The organism is Paenibacillus tritici (assembly GCF_018207515.1).
GTDB lineage: Bacteria > Bacillota > Bacilli > Paenibacillales > Paenibacillaceae > Paenibacillus_AQ > Paenibacillus_AQ tritici.
In genome coordinates, this window is sequence record NZ_CP073365.1 from 6,645,989 (window position 1) to 6,664,334 (window position 18,346).

Consider the following 18,346-nt stretch of genomic DNA (forward strand, 5'->3'; position numbering starts at 1 on the left):
CCTTATTTAGCATTATTATAGGCTCGCTTCCCCTGGCCCCTCTACTCGCCGATTTTCACTTTTGATTATCCGATTTGGATAAGGTATGCCGCTCTCTGTATTCCTGGGGAGTAACGCCGGTCTCCTTCTTGAAAAAGCGGTAGAACGATTGCTCCGTCATAAAGCCGACCGCTTTCGAAATGTCCTGCACAATCAGACTGCCGCCCTCCAGCAGCTTCTGGGCTTCAGCCAACCGGGAGGAAGCCACGTAATCCGGCAACGACTGCCCCGTTAAACGCTTATACAACCGGGTCAAGTAATACGGATTGTAGCCGACGACATCACCGATCCGGGTCAGTGACAGATCGCCGGCCAAATGGTGCTCCACGTACAACCGGACGCGGGTAATCAAATCATGCTCGCGGTAGACCTGGTCATCCTGCTTTTGTTCAAACAGCTGCATGGCCAGCGCCGACAAATAATCTTCCGCGCTCTCCCAGGAAGGGTGGGCCTCATATCTTGTAAGCTTGTCCAAATCCATGGACTCTCCGATGACCTCATGCAGTTCCCAGCGGTTCATATAAGACAGCAACAAACACATGAGCGAATAGTAGATCTCCAGCTTCAGCCGGTTGTCGGTGCCGTGCGCAGGGGAGGCCAACGCTGCCAGCTTGCCGAATTCGAGAAAAAAATGCTCCTGCTGTCCGTTGTCCAAATAAGCTGCCATGGCTCCCAGCTTCCCCAATTGGCTGCTAATTTCATGATTGTGCAGCTCTGCCTGCTGCGCCTCCTCTCCGGCTTCCTTGCGCTGTTCGATCAGGACAAGCTCCTTGCCCATGCCGAGTCCCCGTCCCAGCAGCGCCTTCAGGGTGCTGAACTGCCGGGGCGCCTCCTCCCAGGGGCGAAATGCTGCACCCGCCGAGAACGACAGCCGCAGCTTCAGCAGCCGCTTGCAGCTCATGGCGATCGTCTCAAGCGTTCCATGGATGAACCGGAGCGCCCGCTCTCTGTCCTCCGGAGCATCTGCCATAGGCTGCAGCAGCCACAGCAGCTTGTTCTTCTCATAACGCAGACTGAGACAGCGCACGGAGGGGAGCCAATATTCTTCGGCAATATTCCGGATAGCGTACAGCATCAGCTCCCTGTCTGCTACACTAAGCTCGTCCCGCCAATCGTCCACACGCCCGATGGTGAGCAGCACGCCGCGGGCAGCATCCAGCGGGCATTCCAGCTCCTGGAATTTATGTGCAAGCTGGCTTACGCCCGGGCTATCCCCCTGCATCAGCTCCAGCAAATAATCGCCCAGCAGCAGCGGACGGACAAGCTGCAGCTGCCGGTGCGCGCGCTCGATCAGCTCCTCTGCTTCCACCGCCGCATATAGCTGCGCAGCGGCCTGCTCCACAGCGCGAAGAATCGCTTCCTCGCCTTCTGTCTTTAACAGATAGTCCACCCCGCCGCCGCGCATGACTTGCTGTATATAATCAAATTCGTTATATCCGCTCAAAAAAATAATTTTGCACCACGGCCAGTAACGTCTGATTTCCTGCTGCAGCTCCAGGCCGTCCATTCCCGGCATGCGGATATCGGACAATACAATATCGAACTTCATCTTCCCCAGCTGCTCCAGTGCCTCCGCAGCGGAATACGCACCGTATACCTCCAGCTCCAGCTTGTCCCAGTGCCCGAACAGATCAAGCAGGTTCCGTACAATCCACCGTTCATTATCGACAATCAGCAGTCTGATCATGGCTGTCTCCCTTCTTCCCGTCTTATCATCAGCAGCACCTTCAATCCGCCCAGTTCACTGCGTGATACTTCAATTCCGAACGCCGGACCATAGTTCAACTGGAGCCGGCGGTGCACATTGAGGATTCCTGTCGTCTCCATCGCTTCTTCAGCAAGAGCCAGCGTTCTGCGCAGCGCATTCAGCTGTTCTTCGTCCAGCGATTCTCCGTTGTCTTCCACCCCGATGACCAGCCGGTCCTCCCCTTCCTCCCGGAAGCTTACCCGCAGCATCCCTTCTGCCAGCTTGTTCTCCAGCCCGTGGGCATAAGCGTTCTCAATTAATGGCTGGACAATGAGCCTAGGCACCATGGAAGCCTCCCACCCCTGCGGTATGGGCTCCAGCTCGGCTGTGACCGTACCGGCGAAACGTATATTCTGAATCTCCACATAAGACCATGCGTGCTTCATCTCTGCAAGCAGACTGACCTGCTCCGCTCCACTACGTGTAATAAACTGAAAATAGCCGCTGAGGTGGTGAAGCATCCGCTCGGCTACTTCATGTTCCCTCATACGAACGAGACCCTGCAGAATGAAGAAGGTGTTGTAGAAAAAATGGGGGTTAATCTGCGATTGCAATTGCTTAAGCTCGGATTGCTGGGATCTGATCTGCTGCTCATACACCTCATGAATCAACTCCTGAATCCGCTCCAGCATATGGTTGAAGTGGTTATATACATAATTGAATTCATCCTGATTGCCGTGATAGAGCCTGACACTCAGATCACCCATCTCCACTCTCCGGAAGGAAGTAATCAGCCGCCTCATCGGCTTATGAATAAACCGGTATATCCAGTAAGAGAACACTACGGCGAGCAGCAAAGCAACCAGCGACTCTCCCCAAATCCAGTTGCGATGCTTGTTCAGCGGCTCCAGCACCGTCTCCGCAGGGACAAACACGGCCAAAGTTGTCCCCAGCAGCGGTGAATATTCACTGGCTCCAAAATAGTCAACGCCTGCCGACTCCAGCCGGTATTGGCCGGACTCGCCGCTGTCGTTGAGCAGCTCCCCGCGGAGAGCTTCCCCGAACGCAGCCAGCAGCGAGTCCTCCACACCGGAGGCAATCTGCCACTGGCCGCCGGTGTCCATCCATAGAGCTCCGCCGCCCTCCCCCTCGGCCATGCTGGAGAGTGAGCGGAGAATCTCCGGGCGTGACAGCTGAATTTCGATGGCCAGCACAGGCGGCCGGCCGGCGTACACCGCATCGGGGTAGACGCCGCTCATCAGCAGCTTCTCGCCCATGCCGAAGATCGGTGATTTCATGTGGGCTGGGTTCAGAATGCCCTCCAGTTCTTCAGGCGGCATCGCACTGTCGAAATTGTTGGCATTGATGCTTCGGTCCAGGGAAGGAATATACAGCTTAACGTTCTCCACGAACGGGCTGGAGCTTTTGAGCAAATATAATTTGCTCTTGGCGGATAACAAGGCGCGGGTCCGTTCATAATCGTTCAACTGGTTCGGAACCGTCGCCAGCAAGAGCAAATCATCGTCATTGACATACTCCAGCTTCAGCCGCGTCAGCCGGGTCAGCTCTGTCTCCAGCGAAGTCAGATAGAAGTGGACACGGCTGGCCATGGATTCCGAGATTTGCTTCTGGACAACCTCCTGTCCGGATTGATTCATGACCAGCCCCCACAGGTAGAGCGGAATAATGACAAGCAAGAAAGCCATAACAAGTTTGGGATAAATTGAAAGCGTTCTCATAAATCTGATCAACAGCATCTCTCTCCTTCCACAAGCCTCCCCTGTAGTCCCATCATACCTCTGCAGCAGGCCCTTAAACAATAATAAAGAGAGGCGGTTAGCCTCTCACATTTCAAGCAGAAATTGTATGGTTTTGTCCTCGAAGCCCGGCAGCCGTTCATGGATGAAATCGGGATAGATCTCCAGTTTCTTCTCGCAGCGGATTCGGTTGTAGGCGGCGAATTGTGTCGAAGGGGGACACACCGTATCCAGCAATCCCACACCCATCATCACCTTCCCGCTGATCCGGTCCGCCAGGTGTTGAACATCAATATAGCCGAGCCGTTCAAAAATCTCATCCTCCCGCAGGTGCTGGGGATCGCGGTGACGGAAAAACGTCCGCAGTTCCTCGTAGGCATCTCGGGCCAGGTCCATTTCCCATACCCGTTTATAATCACACAGGAACGGAACACTGGGTGCAGCCCGGTTGATCCGCGGCTCAAGCGCCGCACAAGCCAGCGCCAGCCCCCCTCCCTGCGATCCGCCGATTGCACCGACGCGGGCCGCATCCACTTCCGGCATGTCCATTACAATTCCGGCGAGCTGTGCCGCATCAAGATAGATCTGCCGGAACAGCAGCCGTTCGGGCGCATCATCCAGTCCGCGGATCAGGTGCCCTTTATGTGTGGTTCCTTTGACCCCGCCAACATCTTCGGACAGTCCTCCCTGGCCTCTGCAATCCAATGTGGCTATAGTAAAGCCCAAGGAAGCATAGATTAGCTTGTCGGCCCAGTCATCCGAGTGGTGGGCGTACCCATGGAACTGCACTACCGCCGGGTGCGGACCTGCAACATGCTTCGGCTTGACCAGCTTCGCATGGATACGCGCTCCGCCTGTCCCCGTGAAATACAAATGGAAGCATTCGGCGAACGGAACCTGAAATTCGCTTCTCACCAGTTCCACACGGGCATCCGTATTTCTCATCTCTTGCAGTGCTTGTTCCCAATAAGCCTCGAAGTTGGCCGGACGGGGATTACGTCCCTCATACGTTAATAATTGTTCTAACGGCATATCGACTAGCGGCATTAATAAGCACCTCCGTCTCTCTTGGTTTGTGTGTCCCATATCAAATACAGTACAATGTTGCCAGCAACGAAAGAAACAACCCGGAAGAAGAGGAGGCCGCACCATGAGCTTGTTGTTCAACCTGCCCGAAGTCAAGGAATTGCTGCGCAATTTCTATACATTGACCGGTATCCGCACCGTGATTTTCGACAATTCCTTCACTGAGCTGGCTGCCTATCCTACCCGTCATTCGACATATTGCCATATCATCCGCAGTGATCCGCGCGCGGAGGCCCAGTGCATCCTCTGTGACCAGGCAGCCTGCACCCAAGTGAAAAAGGAGAAAACCCTTTACACCTATCAGTGTCATGCCGGACTTACCGAAACGGTGGTTCCAATTCAAACGGACAATCAGGTCATCGGATATATTATGTTCGGCCAATTGCTGCAGACCGGGTCCCGTGATGAGTTATGGGAGAAGGTCTGTGAGAATATAAGCCCCTATAATGTGGATATGAATAAACTGTACAGCGCCTTCCAGCGCAAAAAATACATCTCCAAGGAAGTCATTGATGCTTACGCCAAAACCATGGAGATGAGCGCCAGCTACCTGTATCTATCCCGGATGCTGGTGCTGAAGGAGGATACGCTGGCACAAAAGATCGACGGTTATATTACAGAGCATATCCAGGAACCGCTGTCCGTTCCCGTTCTGTGCAAAGCATTCAGCATCAGCAAATCCCATCTCTACAAGCTCTCGGAGCAGAACTTTGGCATGGGCATCGCGGAATATATCCGTAGCCTCCGTATCCAAATGGCCAAAAGGCTGCTGGGTGACACCGACAGTCCGATTTACGAAATTGCGGAGCAGGTCGGCATTCCCGATTATAATTACTTTACCAAAGCCTTCAAAAAGGTCACCGGCACATTGCCCAGCGTCTACCGCAAAGAAAACACTTTACAAGGACGCACTCTGGGCCGATTCTGACGGCACCTGGTTGAAAGCGTATACAGCAGAGATGGCAGCTTCCGGCACCAGCCTCTTGTTATCACCCCCGGCCTCTAGCAGTTCTGCCTTGCTCTGTGCTGATCTTATCATCCCGTCCCTGGACCAAAATAGTAATAATCGTTTGAATTAATAGTCATTTTGTTCTCAAAGGTGTGTACTATAGACAGCGCGCTTGGCTTGTCAGGAAACAAAAAAAAGCCGGCATTCGCCGGCTCTTACTTAAATCCAGGCGCGAAGGTTCACCTGCTTGATGAAATCCGCCTGGGACAAACTCTCTTGGGATGCAGCCTCTATCTCTTCAACCTCAACTTCCTCGCCGTTCATCAGATGATGGAACAGCTTCTCATTGTACGTTGACAATGCATAATCTATCAGCGCTTCGTGCGTGGCTCTTTCAGCTTCTAGTACCAGCAATTGTTCTTCGGCCTCAATATCCTCTGCTGTAACATAGAAATTTCTATTGGCCTCGGGAACACGAATGACATAATCAAACGCATTATCCGGATTGCGGTCGTAAGCTATAAGGTAACCATAGTCTCCGATAGGAAGACTCTGCTCAAAAGCGTCCGCGACAATGACAATCTTCTCTCCTAAACGCAGCATCGTCCTACCTCCTGACTAAAATCTATAATTGGATTTTGCTTGTTTCCACAGTCTACTAAAAAAAGATAGAGCTGTCCAGCCGCAGGAGGTCAGGATAATGGATTGTTCACAGAAAACACTCTGAAAATTGTTGAAAATCCGCTATTCTCTTACAAAGTCTTCTAAACTGGAAATTCATTCCTTCCGGGAGCGGTTCGCCGCTGCCTTCTGCTTCCTTCGGTCTGGGCGGACCACAAACAGCAGGTAACAAACGGTGGGAGCCGGTGCGCCTGTAAGCCCCCATATTCCCCAGAGCCAGGCGGCCTTCCCCTTGCCTCTGTCCTGAGCATCGCGGAACAGCCAGGTTCCCTGCAGCAGCAGTACAGCCGCTAACAGCATCCAGAGCCAGACAGGTATTTCCTGTAATTCCTTCACGCTTAGGACTCCTTCCGCCGCCGCCGCCTTGCTCCCAGGCTGCCAAGCGCTGTCAGGAGAAAGAGCGCCTGCAGACTCCAATACAGCACCGGGGCTGAGCTTAGCGTAGCTATCACGATACCAAGCAGAACAAGAGCAAGCAGAAGGAACAGCAGCAGTTCCTTACGGCGGCGCCGGCGGCGCTCGACAGCTTCAGCGGCAATAAGCTGCTCCAGCTCCGGCAAAGACGGAATGGAGACATCGGCATATTGCATATCCAGATTCTCCAGCTCCGCTGACAGCTTATTCAGCAGTTCTTCATCACTGTTAAATCTCATCCTCATTCAGCTCCTTCCGCAGGTGGCCAAGTCCGGCTGCTACCCGTGATTTGACCGTTCCTGAAGGGATCTCCAGCATCTCTCCGATCTCATCATAACCATACCCGTAATAATGCTTCAGCAGTACAGCCATTCTCTGGGCAGAGGACAGACGCGACAAGGCGTCAAGCACATCACTCCATTCCAGATTGCGGCTCTCAAATCTCCAGCGGACTCTGCGGATGCCCTGTTCCTGTGCCTGCTCCTGCTGCCACTTCGCCTCACGCTTCCAGCGCCGCTTGCGGTCGATATACAGCCGGCTCGCAATCGTAATCAGCCATGAAGAAAAAGCAGACGAACCATTGTAAGTCCTGATCTTCTCCATACATCTGACCATCGTATCCTGGGCGATCTCTTCCGCAAGCAAAGGGTCCAAGGTCGCCTTAATCAGATACTTGTACAGGAAGGGATAGTGCTCCCGCAGCAGCACGGCCAGCGCAGCAGCATCCCCCTGCTGCGCCTGGCTGATCTTCTCCAGCATCCCGTCGCCCATAGCCCCTCCCCTGATTTCTTCTATCACAGCTGTAATACGTTTATGTAGTCGTTATCGTTCATTCACGGTCAGACTGATTCTGCAGCTCCCATAGCTTGCGTCTCCACGGCTGAATCTTGCCCTTGCCCCGGGGGAAATTCCAGAACAGGGTGTACTTATTATCACTCTTCCCTGCCGTATCATACACTTCATTCCGCTCCGCTACACACGGGTCCGCCGCTTCCCATTCTCCATAGTCCAGCTGGCAATGCATATCTTCCTTCATGATGTTTCCCCCTAATTTAATTAAAATATCTGTATAAGACGCACTAAGGTTCGAACTCGAAGCTTGGTCGTCGCTGCGGTGAACATTTGGACTTCCGGCCGCTGTTGTCCCCAGATTTCTTGATCTAACCCGCTTTTCGCGGTGGAAATCCGGTGACAAAGGCGGTCGCTACCGCTCCTACAGTTCCAAATTTCCCCTCCGCTTCTTTTTGCTTTTCGTTAATTTCTTTAGTGCTTCTTATAAACACAAAAAAGAACGCAAACCGGGATTAGTCCACAGCCTGCGTGCTTCGCGAGGTAAATGTTACATTTAATTAACCATATTGTAGCAACTCTGTATCCGCTTGTCCATCTCTATTTTATCGGTTTATGTCAAGATAAGCCTGAAGATGTCGTTACATAGCAAGTGCAAACTGTACGCTCCTCTCAAGGACGGTACAGTTTCAGAGAAATTCTTATACTTGGACGTAAGGGTTATGGAGCTTCTCATATCCGATAGAGGTGCGCGGGCCGTGTCCGGGATAGACTTTCACTTCTTCATCCAGCCGGTACAGCTTGCCGCGGATCGAATCGAACAGATCACGCTCTCTGCCACCGGGCAGATCGGTACGTCCGACTCCCATTTTGAACAATACATCGCCGGAAAATAAATCATTGCCGCACAGAAAGCTGACGCTTCCCGGAGAATGCCCGGGCGTATGCAGCACCCGGAAAGTCAGTCCGAGCAGCTTCAGCACCTGGCCTTCCGCCAGATCGTATTCTGCCGGATCTGTGCTGACAGGCGGGGTAGTATCAGGCCACATCAGCGAGCCGTTCAGCTTCGGGCTGCCCAGCCACTCGCTCTCCAGAGGATGTAGATATACCGGGCATTTCTTGATTTTGCGGACCTCATCCAGCCCGGCAATATGGTCGAAATGGGCATGGGTCAGCAGAATCGCCTCTATCTCCATACCTTCAGCAGCACGGAGAATTGCGGCCGGGTTCGCGCCCGGATCAATAATCACACCCTTAGCCGGATCTGCCCCTGTTAGAAGATAAGCGTTGGTCTGGAGTGCCCCCAGATTATAAGAACGAATATTCAGCATCGGCATTAGAATCCGGAGATCAGGCTGCGCAGCTCTTTGACAATAACTGCGTGTGATTCCGTTCCTTCTCCGTAGGCTTGCCCCATAGCTTTGCGCACTTCGGTAATTTTGCTGTCATAATCCGCGGCTTCACGATCCGGGTTCTCCCGTTTGAATTCTCTCATCAGTGACTGCACATGCTCGGGACGCGGTCCCCAATGGCCCAGCACATAGCCGCCGGTATCGGCAAAGATCACAACAGGCACGGAACGTCCGCCCATGGTCAGGAAGTTGTCCATCAGGTCCAGGTTCTCTTCCAGAATCAATACTTCAGTCTTCATGCCAGCCGTCTCCAAAATCCGGAATACAACAGGGACATTACGGACGACATCTCCGCACCAGTCGGCAGCCAGAATCAGCACACGCAGATCATCCCGGTGATTCAGGCTCTCGAAATATTCGCGGTCACTCTCGTCTTCCCAGTTGAACTTCTCATACCAGGATTCAAAGGCCTGCTGGTTCTTCGTCATGCCTTCCACGAACTGGCGCGGAGTCAGGCCTTGGCCAAATTTAGAGGCTACATTCTGCTTCATACTGCACTACCCTTCTTCTTGGATTTGTACCACTTGAACAGGAAATACAGAACAATGACCGCAATAGCGCCAAGAATAATCTCATGGGTATACTTGGCTGCGACCTCATCAATGGTCTCCCACTTGTCTCCGAGCGTGTACCCCAGATATACAAACAATGCGCTCCATGGAATCACTGCAAGTGTAGTCAAAAAAGTGAATTTACCCAGCGGCATGCGGGAGATCCCGGCTGGAACGGATATCGCATGGCGGACAACGGGAATAAAGCGGGCCGTAAAGATTACACCGGTCCCGTACTTTTGAAACCATTCTTCGGAGTGATCAATGTGTTTTTTGGAGATGAAAATATACTTCCCGTATTTCTCCAGCACAGGCCTGCCGCCATAACGGCCGATCCAATAGACAAAGATCTGGGCAATGACTCCCCCCACTGTACCAAATAGAACAGCGCCGAAATAATTAATATCGCCTTGGGAGACCAAATAACCGCCAAAAGCCAGCACAATCTCACTTGGAATGACTTCGATCATCAGGCCGATCATAATCCCAAAGTAACCCAGGGACTGAATCCATTCAAACAACTGCGAAATGATATCAGATATAAAATGCAACTGCAGCTCTCCTCCCGTGTATTGCGTAATCAGCCCGGTACTCTGCTGGCAGAATCCAAAGCCTCGTCCGCTCTATGTATCCAGCTTCTCCTAGCCTATTCTAGCATATGCAGGCTTACGACTTCTACTTATGGGAAATAGCATTAGAGCTTCACGGTACTTGAAGAGTGCTCGGCTGGTTTCTGGAATTGACGGGTACGGGCAAACGGGAACCCCACTCTGACACGGAGGGTGAATCATGATGAAGGATTTCAAATGGAAATGGCAGGACACGCTGATTGTAATCTTGCTGTCCGTGATCGGAAAGTTCATGCCGAAGATCAGGGACAACTACTTCACGGGTGTCCGTTACTCTTGGCTGATCTCACGGAGAATTAAGGCCTGAGGCCCTGCTCATAACTTCATCTCTAGTGAGTGCTGCAGGCTCCTTAACCGAAGGGATACTGCTTCGGCTTGCGGATAGATTACGAAGCTCCGGTCATTATGCTGCTGCCCTCTGCTGTACTCCTGGCTGGCAAGCAGCCTGTATTGCCGCAGCAGCTCCAGCCCGGCGGTTGCGCTGTCTGCCGCCCTGTGTCTGTCCCCTTCCGCGAAGCTCCGCTCGCCCAGATTAAGCATGCCCTTCAATGCCGCCAGACGTTTGGCGGCATTGAACTTATCCGCCTGCAAACTGCGGCGGACCCAGTACAGCGCCTCGCCCGGATCGCTGCCCTGCAAATACCGTGCGGCAAGCTCCCAGTGAAGGGCTGCATCTCCCGGGGAGAACTGCAAACTGTGCAGCAGCAGGTCAATCCCCTGCTCCTGGCCGAGCAGCCGTGATAAAGTGACAGCCGTCATCGGCTCTCTGGGATTCCACTTCAGCGATTGCTGTAACAGCGCTAGTTGTGACGCGGGATCATGTGCGCGGACAGCCTGCTTGTACAAAGCTTCTCCTCTTAGCGCTTGATAAGAAAAGCTGCTGAACATGAAGGCCAGACCGCAAAGAACTGTCATTCCTGCATAGGTCCATGACCGCTGCGGCAGCATTCGTTGCCGGGCAAGGGGTGTGCAGAGGTTATATGCATTCCGGTTGAGGGAACGGCCCTGGAATGAAACAGAAGCATCTGGAACTCCCGGTTCCATAACAGGCCGTTCAGCAGCAAACGTATCTGCGGGGTGGACGGGCTTACCTGTTGCTGTTGCTTCTGCAAGTGCCCGTGCAGGCAGCAGGAACAGCAGCAGCCAGAGCAGGCCATAACTCCAGTCGAAATCGACTGCGCTATGCAGGATTAGAACCAGCAGAGGCGGCAACAGGCGCGGGGATGCCTTGACTACCAGCCAGCCTGCCGCCAGCAGCAGCAGGAGGACAGCCGCAAGACCGGCGATCCCCAGATTCAGCAGGATATCGAGATAGCCGCTGTGCACCTGGCTGCCCACATAGGGGCGGGACTGGGCGGCGAGGTACGAATGCCGCCAGGTCTCACCCCCGCGCCCCAGCCAGGGCGCCTCCGCCGCGAGCTTCCAGGCATCGCGGTAGAACAGTGCGCGCGCGTCAGCCGTCGGTGACGAACCGGTAATCCGCGCGCGTACCAGCAGAAGGACGGCGCTGCCCGCCGCCGTCCAGGCCCCCGCCGCCAGCGCCAGCAGGGCGGCGCGGTGCTTGCCCGCCGCGCGGCTGACGCGGCGGTGCAGCCATAGGCCGGCCAGCCACGCGCCGGCCCAGAGCCCGGCCAGCAGCAGCAGGCCGGGCATTGGCTCTGCCGCCAGCCCGGAGCGGGCCAGCTGGCGGTAGAGCAGCGCCGCCGCTGCCGCGGGCGCGGCGCCGGTGATGAGAAGCGGCACGAATAGTTGCCGCTTCCAGAGAAGGGCTGCGGCACCGGCGGCAGCCGCAGCCAGCCATGCGCCGCGCGACTCGCTGAGCAGCAGCGCGGCGGCGTACGGGAACAGCGGCAGCAGGCGCGCCGCTGTCCGCATTAGCTCTGCGGACCGGCGCCGCGCGCGGTCCGCTCTGCCAGCTATAGCACTCTCACCCGCTCCCCTTACCGTTCCCCCCTTCGCTCCACCGCTGCCTATGTTCTCCTGCTCCACTCTGCTTACCGCTCCACGGGATGCTCCGTCCTCCCCCTCTGTGCCCTCTTCTCTGCGTACGGTTCCCGAAGGGCCCGTCAGCCTGAAGCCATACGCTGCAGCGAATAACCTTTCCAGCAGATACACAGCCATCACCGCGCCAAAGGCATTCGGATACTGGAGCAGCCCGGCCAGCCGGGCACCGGTAGCACTGACCTCCGGCGACTGGCTGTAGGCTACCGCATAGGGAATCGGCAGTCCTCCACATACCGCCAATAAGGCAGACAGGCTGATCACGAGGCCCAGCAGATGCCAGACCGCAGCAAGAAGAGCTCCTCCCCGGCGCGTTCCCGCCGCAAGTACAGCGAATAGAGCAAAGCTGGCGTAGAATCCCCAGCGCAGCAATTCATTCCATGTTCCCTGCGAGGATAGGGGGCCACGGAGAGCATGAACTGCATATAGAATACAGATGACCATGCAGCAGCCCGGCAACAACCATACAATCGCTTTTAACCTCCTAACTCTGCTCACGCTGCTACCCAACACTCGCCCGCTCCCGGACACTGCCTCAACTGCTGCCCGCGTCGTCGCGGCCCTCCCGGCACGATCTGTCACCAACCGCTCACTCCCGGCTAACCTCTCAGCTTCAGCTATTTCCCTCTTTACGGGACCTCCAGTATCTCCCTTCACGATCCCACCGGCCAGTGCCCGTACGGTCTCCCCCTTCCCTGCCAGCTTCCCCTTCAGCTTCAGCTTCCGCATTTCCCAGCTAGAGGCAGCATAGAGGACAAGCCCACCTAAGGTTAGAACTCCGCACAGCGCATACCATCCAGTCAGGAAGAGATACATTTCCCCTACAAAAAAGAATCCCCGCAGCATACAGGCCGCAGCCCCCGCTGCTATCAGCGCCAAACCGCAACCCAGCGTGACCGCCATTCCCCCGTATTGCCGAAACCGATTGATCTGCATTCCTAAATCTCCTATTCCTCTTGTTGCCTACAGTCTTCCCATATCTATCGCAATGCAAAAGAAAATGGCTACATAAAACACACTTAAGTCTATGATTGGGGAAATAAACGCTTAGGGGGAGATAAACGCATAAGGGAGAGATAACGCTTAAGAGAAGGGCTGGTAGTCAGGCGGGATTAGTCAATGGGACTAATTCAAAATGTTGCAAGTATTGCAGCTTTGATTCAGATATACCCGGGTGTCCAGATGGATTGTTGCACAAAATACAAGAATAGTTCCATAAACCGGCTTAGGAGAGTGGAAATGCTGCATTTTGTGCAACAACCCCAACCAGAGGACAGCGTAGTGAAGGAACTGCTGCATTTTGTGCAACAATCCCGATCAGGGGGCAGCGTAATGACGGAGATGCTGCATTTGAGGCTGATTTCAAATAAAATTTTAAATAGGATTTCAATTTGAGCATCACATTGAGCATTCACACAAAAAAACAGCCGCCCCCATAGGAAGCAGCCGTTCTGTCACACACTGAACTATTAAGCTGGTTAATTAAGCTCCGTCTTCCCCTCGGGCAGCAGATCAGAGCAGACGCGCTCCAGATAAGGCTTGGCACCAAGAAAATCGCGGAAAGCGGTATACTCGCGCCATTTGGCGGCGTTGTCGCCGCTATCGCTCCGCACGGCGCGAATCAGTATGTTCTTCGGCGTATGCTCCATGTCGATGAATTCCAGCAGCTGGCTGCGGTAGCCCATCAGGTCCAGCAGCTTGGCCCGAATTGCATCCGTAGCCAGGGCCGAGAACCGTTCCTTCAGGATGCCGTGTGACAGCAGAGGACTTAGTACATCACTCTGCACCTGCGCGAACAGCTCATGCTGGCAGCAGGGCACCGAGAGGATGACCGATGCGCCCCAGCGTACCGCTTTCTCCAGAGCGGCATCAGTTGCTGTATCACAGGCATGCAGAGTTACGACCATGTCGACCTGATCGAGTTCATTGTAGTCGGCGATGTCACCGACCAGGAACCGCAGACGGTCATAGCCCAGCTTGGCAGCGAGCGCACCGCAATGCTCAATGACGTCCGCCTTCAGGTCAAGACCGACAATATTCAGCTCCCGCTGCTCACGGACGGCCAGATAATGATACAGGGCAAAGGTCAAATAGGATTTGCCGCAGCCAAAATCAACAATCGTCAGCGGACGTCCTGTCGGCAGATCGCCGAGCACATCCTGGACCATCTCCAGGAACCGGTTGATCTGGCGGAACTTGTCATACTTCTTGGCCAGCACCTTGCCTTCGCTGTTCATAATGCCAAGCTCCACCAGAAACGGCACCGGCTCGCCCTCGTCCAGCACATACTGCTTCCGGCGGTTATGGGCCAGATCCGGAGCTTCCTGTTTGCTGGCTGATTTGGTCAGAATGGACACCTTGTATTTTTTGCTGATCAGCACCTGGTAGTCGGCACTGGCGGTACACAGCAGGCCTTGGCGGAAGGTCTCCCGCAGCAAAGACAGCATTTCTTCTGCGGCATTCTCTGCGGGAATGTTGCGGTGTTCCACCTTGGGGCCGATATAGTAGGCAAACTGATAATGCAGCTTCCCTTTTAACTCAACAGGTTTGATCTGTACTTTACTGTAGGCGGTCTCGCCCTTGCTGCGCAGCTGGCTTAAAGTAGCTGTAATCAGCGTACGGCCGGTAATCACTTGCTCGATCAATTCTTTCAAAGCTTCCACTGGGTACATCCCACTTTCGGGTTTATAAAATAGAGCACGGTGTCTCCTGAATATCGTTATATTATAGCACTAACCGTCAGCTTGCTCCATTCCTCCCCGCCCTGCTGCACTTCCTCCAGAGGAAGACCGCCCTCGGCTAACCGCTCCGGACTCAACAGCAGCAGCCGTCCGTACAGCTCCCTGCCCTCCTCTGCAACATTCTCCCCATGCTCCCAGAGCCGGTACAGACTGTTCTCTGCTTTGGCATACCGTCCCATGGATTCCTGGTAGGCCATCAGCAGCCGCTCTGTTTTGGCCGGCAGGCGGTACGGCTCCACTTCCTCCAGCAGCTCATTGATCTCTTCCGTCATATTTAGCAGCTCCCGGTCGGCACCATGCAGATCCGCATACAAAAACAGGTGGAGCGAGCGAATCGCCCTGAACAAGGCCTGATCCTGCTCCCCTTTGGCCGTGTAGATTCCGCCTTCCTCCTTCAGCAGCCGGGCTACCCCTTGCAGCTTATCCGCTTCCAGCACTCCGCCGAGACGAAACATATCAATAATATCCTCTACGGACAGCGAATTAAGCAGACGCGAATTCAGGCGAAAATGCCGCATCAGCAGCTCATCCACTTCCCACAGGGCTTCAGTAGTTTTTTTATCCTGCTTCAAGGTCAGCACCTTGGCTACCATTGCCGTCATATCCTCGATCATGCGCACGATATAATCTCTCCGGAACATGTTTGCTCACCCTTTCGCCTTTGAAATCATCTTAAACCATTCCACCTGCCTGCGCCACCTGTGCACAACCCCGTTTCTCAGCAGACACCTCTGTTCACTGCTGCTGATTGTTCTTGACATAAAATAGCAGCCTCAAATACAATACACATATCCGATCTGGAATACAGATCGTACTGTAAGACAGATCGAACTATAGGAGGAAACGTGATGCCACAACCTGCTGACCCCGGGCAAAGCCCTCCGGAAGCTGCTGCTTCAAGCAAGTCTCAACTGGAAGAAAACGTCCAGCCTTTGAAGGTAACCCCGGAACAGGATAAACTGCTGGAAAGTGCCTTGCGGATTAAGATCATGCATACGCTGTCGGGGGAACCCCTCACATCCAAACAGGTTGCCGGGAAGCTGAACAAGACACCGGGGAACATCCACTACCACATCATCAAGCTCTATGAAGGCGGGCTTCTGGAGCTTGTCCGCACCGAAACGGCGGGGGGCATCATTCAGAAATTCTACCGCTCTAAGGGAACTATGTTCCGCTCGGAGCAGCTTACCGGCTTTCACTTCAGCCAAGAAGACCAGGTGGAGCATTTCATCACCAGACTCACCCTTTCCCCCCGGGAGCTTGCGAAATTCCATCAGGAGATGATGGAGCTGATCACCGCCTGGGAATTTAAAGTTACTGCCGGCGACGAATATGGCGTGGAAATCGTGATGGGCCGTCTGCAGTCTGCAGAGCCTGCTACTGAGCCGGATACAGATTCGGAGGTACAGAAGTAGATGAATACCGCCGCCCCTTCCGGGCAGGAAAAGCACAATCCGCTGCAGGGTTTCGCTGCTCCTTTTGTCCGCTCGCGCGCCTTCCCTTATCTGTGGCTGGGACATTTAATTTCATTCCTCGGCAGCTCAGTGACGATGGTCATTCTGCCCGTTCTCGTCTATTCCCTGACCGGATCAACTACCACGATGGGTCTGGTCATGGCCGCTTACATGCTGCCGAATGTGATCATGCTTCCGGTATCCGGACATATCGTGGACCGTTACGACCGTGTGCGGATTATGATGCTGGCGGATATTGCCCGTTTTGCCGTAATGATGATAACAGCAGTCTTAGCCCTGACCGGAATACTCAGCATTCCGCTGCTCTGTATCCTGGTAGCCTTCTACGGTCTGCTCGATGGTCTATTCCAGCCTGCCTATGCTGCAGTCCGGGCCACAGTATTCACTCCCGACATCCGCGTGGCTGCGAATTCGCTGACCCAAATCACTACCCAGTCCGTACGCCTGATCGGCCCCGCCCTGGGCGGTCTGCTGATCACTCACCTGTCCGCAGGTGTCGGGTTCGGCCTGGATGCCTTCACTTATCTGATCTCCCTGATCTGCCTTGTCTACCTGCGCAAAGTGCTGATCGCCCAATTACAGACCAGACCCGCCGCAGATGCCGCGGCCTCTGTTCTGCCGGATACTGAAGCCCAGGATACTCCTAACTGGAAAGAGGATTTCATCGAGGGAATCTCTGTTCTGCGCAGCCACCCCTGGCTGTGGATTACGATTCTGGCCTTCTGCTTCATCAACATCTGCTACGCGGGAATCAGCACCGTCCTGCTTCCCTGGCTCTTCAAGGTCCATCACGGCTGGCCTCCTTATGTCTACGGGCTTGCCGTTACTTTCTCCGGGGTAGGCGCAATTATTGCAGGCTTGCTGTTCGGACTGCGGCCCAAATGGAACAACCGCGGCATTATGGCATACAGCGGTGCTATGCTGGGTGGTGTGGCTCTGCTGCTCATGCCGTTCGCGGGTACTCCTGCTGCAGCCATCGGTTTCTTTGCCCTTGAAGGCTTCGGGCTGATGATCTTCGGCCTGATCTGGGAGATCAGCCTGCAGGAGCTGGTCCCGAAGGAAGCCTTCGGACGGGTAGCCAGCCTGGATCTATTCGGCTCCTTCGCCCTGCTGCCGGCCGGTTACATCTTTGTCGGCTGGCTGGCCGACCTGATTGGCGGGGTTCCGACGATCCTTATTTTCTCCACTCTGGGACTGACCTGTGTCGCTCTCGTGCTCTGTGTTCCGGCTATACGTAAATTTCAATAAAACCGCCATGCGGCCGTGCGGTCAACACAAAGAGACAGCACCCGCCCGATGGCGGAAGTGCTGCCTCTTTCTGCTTATATGAATTACTTCTGCACAGGGGCGTGCACGAAATCCTTAATAATCTGTGCCAGTTGCTCCGGCGCTTCATACATACTCATATGGCCTACACCCGGCAGTGTCGCCTTGGTGATATTCCGGTTATCCGAGGTGAAGGTCCGCTCTGGCGTTACCTTGGAATCCTCTGCTCCGGCTACCAGCAGCACAGGCAGCGCTGTTGCCGAGATCACATCACGCCGGTCCGGGCGCTCGCGCATAGCCATGGCGGCGCCTGCCGCGCCCTGCGGCGGGGTCTTATAGCCGATCTCCTTGGCCCGTTCCAGCAGCTGCGGCGCTGCTCCGGAAGCGAAGAGTCCGGGCACCAGCTGATCTACAAAAGCAAAGATCCCTTCGTTCTGGATCATGCTGACACTCTTCAGCCGGTTCTCCTTGGCTTCCTCACTGTCCGGATAGCCGGAGGAATGAATCAGCCCGAAGCCCTTCAGTCTGGAAGCATGACGCTGGGCAAACGACAGGGTAATATAGCCTCCCAGAGAATGCCCTAACAGATAGCATTCAGGAATCTCCAAGGCGTTCAGCAGCGACAGCACATCATCGGCCATCTGCTCGATGGTATAGGCCCCGAGCGGAGCATCCGAGGCCCCATGCCCTCGCAGATCAGGGGCAATGACCCGGTAATTGGCGGTTAAGCCTGGAATAACCTTCTCCCAGTATTCAGCACTCCCGCAGAATCCGTGCAGCAGCACTATTACTTCACCCTTGCCTTGATCACTGTAGCAAATGTTGCTTCCTTCGCATCGAACATTTTCCATGGCTGCTTCCCCCTCTTT

20 protein-coding genes are annotated in these 18,346 nt (G+C 54.6%); 4 read left to right on the top strand and 16 right to left on the bottom strand.

Features of this window, described 5'->3' with window-relative positions; translation table 11 throughout:
- Positions 1-55: 55 nt before the first annotated feature.
- The 3 genes from KDC22_RS28530 to KDC22_RS28540 form a co-directional block, all read right to left on the bottom strand.
- Complete coding sequence (locus tag KDC22_RS28530; protein ID WP_211721145.1) at positions 56-1,726, bottom strand: response regulator; 1,671 nt, start codon at positions 1,724-1,726, stop codon at positions 56-58.
- Complete coding sequence (locus KDC22_RS28535) at positions 1,723-3,432, bottom strand: sensor histidine kinase (protein WP_211721146.1); 1,710 nt, start codon at positions 3,430-3,432, stop codon at positions 1,723-1,725. Before KDC22_RS28535 ends, KDC22_RS28530 begins: the two co-directional genes overlap by 4 nt.
- 138 nt (positions 3,433-3,570) lie before the next feature.
- Positions 3,571-4,530, bottom strand: coding sequence for an acetylxylan esterase (locus KDC22_RS28540; RefSeq protein WP_211721147.1), 960 nt, complete (start codon positions 4,528-4,530; stop codon positions 3,571-3,573).
- A 103-nt stretch (positions 4,531-4,633) separates the two neighbouring features.
- Here KDC22_RS28540 and KDC22_RS28545 point away from each other — a divergent pair, with 103 nt between their 5' ends.
- Positions 4,634-5,497, top strand: coding sequence for a PocR ligand-binding domain-containing protein (locus KDC22_RS28545; RefSeq protein WP_211721148.1), 864 nt, complete (start codon positions 4,634-4,636; stop codon positions 5,495-5,497).
- Between the two features lie 240 nt (positions 5,498-5,737).
- On the opposite strand, the gene KDC22_RS28550 is transcribed toward KDC22_RS28545, so the two are convergent.
- The 8 genes from KDC22_RS28550 to uptA form a co-directional block, all read right to left on the bottom strand.
- A complete protein-coding gene (locus KDC22_RS28550; protein WP_211721149.1) occupies positions 5,738-6,121 on the bottom strand; it encodes an ATPase in 384 nt (127 codons plus the stop codon).
- Positions 6,122-6,295: 174 nt separating this feature from the next.
- On the bottom strand, positions 6,296-6,535 hold the full coding sequence (locus tag KDC22_RS28555; protein WP_281424943.1) for a hypothetical protein: 240 nt from the start codon (positions 6,533-6,535) through the stop codon (positions 6,296-6,298).
- Between the two features lie 2 nt (positions 6,536-6,537).
- Positions 6,538-6,852, bottom strand: coding sequence for a DUF5345 family protein (locus KDC22_RS28560; protein WP_211721150.1), 315 nt, complete (start codon positions 6,850-6,852; stop codon positions 6,538-6,540).
- Positions 6,842-7,384 (bottom strand): RNA polymerase sigma factor SigY, encoded by a 543-nt coding sequence (gene sigY / locus KDC22_RS28565; RefSeq protein WP_211721151.1) that lies wholly within the window; start codon positions 7,382-7,384, stop codon positions 6,842-6,844. Before sigY ends, KDC22_RS28560 begins: the two co-directional genes overlap by 11 nt.
- A gap of 58 nt (positions 7,385-7,442) precedes the next feature.
- Positions 7,443-7,649 (bottom strand): hypothetical protein, encoded by a 207-nt coding sequence (locus KDC22_RS28570; protein WP_211721152.1) that lies wholly within the window; start codon positions 7,647-7,649, stop codon positions 7,443-7,445.
- Between the two features lie 454 nt (positions 7,650-8,103).
- Positions 8,104-8,733, bottom strand: a complete 630-nt coding sequence (locus KDC22_RS28575; protein WP_211721153.1) for an MBL fold metallo-hydrolase — start codon at positions 8,731-8,733, stop codon at positions 8,104-8,106.
- A gap of 5 nt (positions 8,734-8,738) precedes the next feature.
- A complete protein-coding gene (locus tag KDC22_RS28580) occupies positions 8,739-9,305 on the bottom strand; it encodes a thioredoxin family protein (protein ID WP_211721154.1) in 567 nt (188 codons plus the stop codon).
- Positions 9,302-9,916 carry an undecaprenyl phosphate transporter UptA gene (gene uptA, locus KDC22_RS28585; RefSeq protein WP_211721155.1) on the bottom strand — a complete coding sequence of 205 codons (615 nt, stop codon included), beginning with the start codon at positions 9,914-9,916 and terminating at the stop codon, positions 9,302-9,304. The genes KDC22_RS28580 and uptA overlap by 4 nt, the downstream gene beginning before the upstream one ends.
- Positions 9,917-10,154: 238 nt before the next feature.
- On the opposite strand from uptA, the gene KDC22_RS28590 reads away from it, so the two are divergent.
- A complete protein-coding gene (locus tag KDC22_RS28590) occupies positions 10,155-10,301 on the top strand; it encodes a hypothetical protein (RefSeq protein WP_173139691.1) in 147 nt (48 codons plus the stop codon).
- A gap of 8 nt (positions 10,302-10,309) precedes the next feature.
- On the opposite strand, the gene KDC22_RS28595 is transcribed toward KDC22_RS28590, so the two are convergent.
- The 4 genes from KDC22_RS28595 to KDC22_RS28610 form a co-directional block, all read right to left on the bottom strand.
- Positions 10,310-12,931, bottom strand: a complete 2,622-nt coding sequence (locus tag KDC22_RS28595; protein ID WP_246553073.1) for an O-antigen ligase family protein — start codon at positions 12,929-12,931, stop codon at positions 10,310-10,312.
- Between the two features lie 289 nt (positions 12,932-13,220).
- Entirely contained in the window at positions 13,221-13,406 is a 186-nt protein-coding gene (locus KDC22_RS28600; RefSeq protein WP_211721156.1) for a hypothetical protein, read from the bottom strand.
- Between the two features lie 67 nt (positions 13,407-13,473).
- Positions 13,474-14,667, bottom strand: coding sequence for a class I SAM-dependent methyltransferase (locus KDC22_RS28605; RefSeq protein WP_211721157.1), 1,194 nt, complete (start codon positions 14,665-14,667; stop codon positions 13,474-13,476).
- 47 nt (positions 14,668-14,714) lie between these two features.
- Positions 14,715-15,377, bottom strand: a complete 663-nt coding sequence (locus KDC22_RS28610) for a DUF6483 family protein (RefSeq protein ID WP_211721158.1) — start codon at positions 15,375-15,377, stop codon at positions 14,715-14,717.
- 207 nt (positions 15,378-15,584) lie between these two features.
- Here KDC22_RS28610 and KDC22_RS28615 point away from each other — a divergent pair, with 207 nt between their 5' ends.
- Positions 15,585-16,151, top strand: coding sequence for a winged helix-turn-helix domain-containing protein (locus KDC22_RS28615; RefSeq protein ID WP_211721159.1), 567 nt, complete (start codon positions 15,585-15,587; stop codon positions 16,149-16,151).
- On the top strand, positions 16,152-17,459 hold the full coding sequence (locus tag KDC22_RS28620; protein ID WP_211721160.1) for an MFS transporter: 1,308 nt from the start codon (positions 16,152-16,154) through the stop codon (positions 17,457-17,459).
- 83 nt (positions 17,460-17,542) lie between these two features.
- On the opposite strand, the gene KDC22_RS28625 is transcribed toward KDC22_RS28620, so the two are convergent.
- Complete coding sequence (locus KDC22_RS28625; RefSeq protein ID WP_211721161.1) at positions 17,543-18,328, bottom strand: alpha/beta fold hydrolase; 786 nt, start codon at positions 18,326-18,328, stop codon at positions 17,543-17,545.
- Positions 18,329-18,346: the final 18 nt, after the last annotated feature.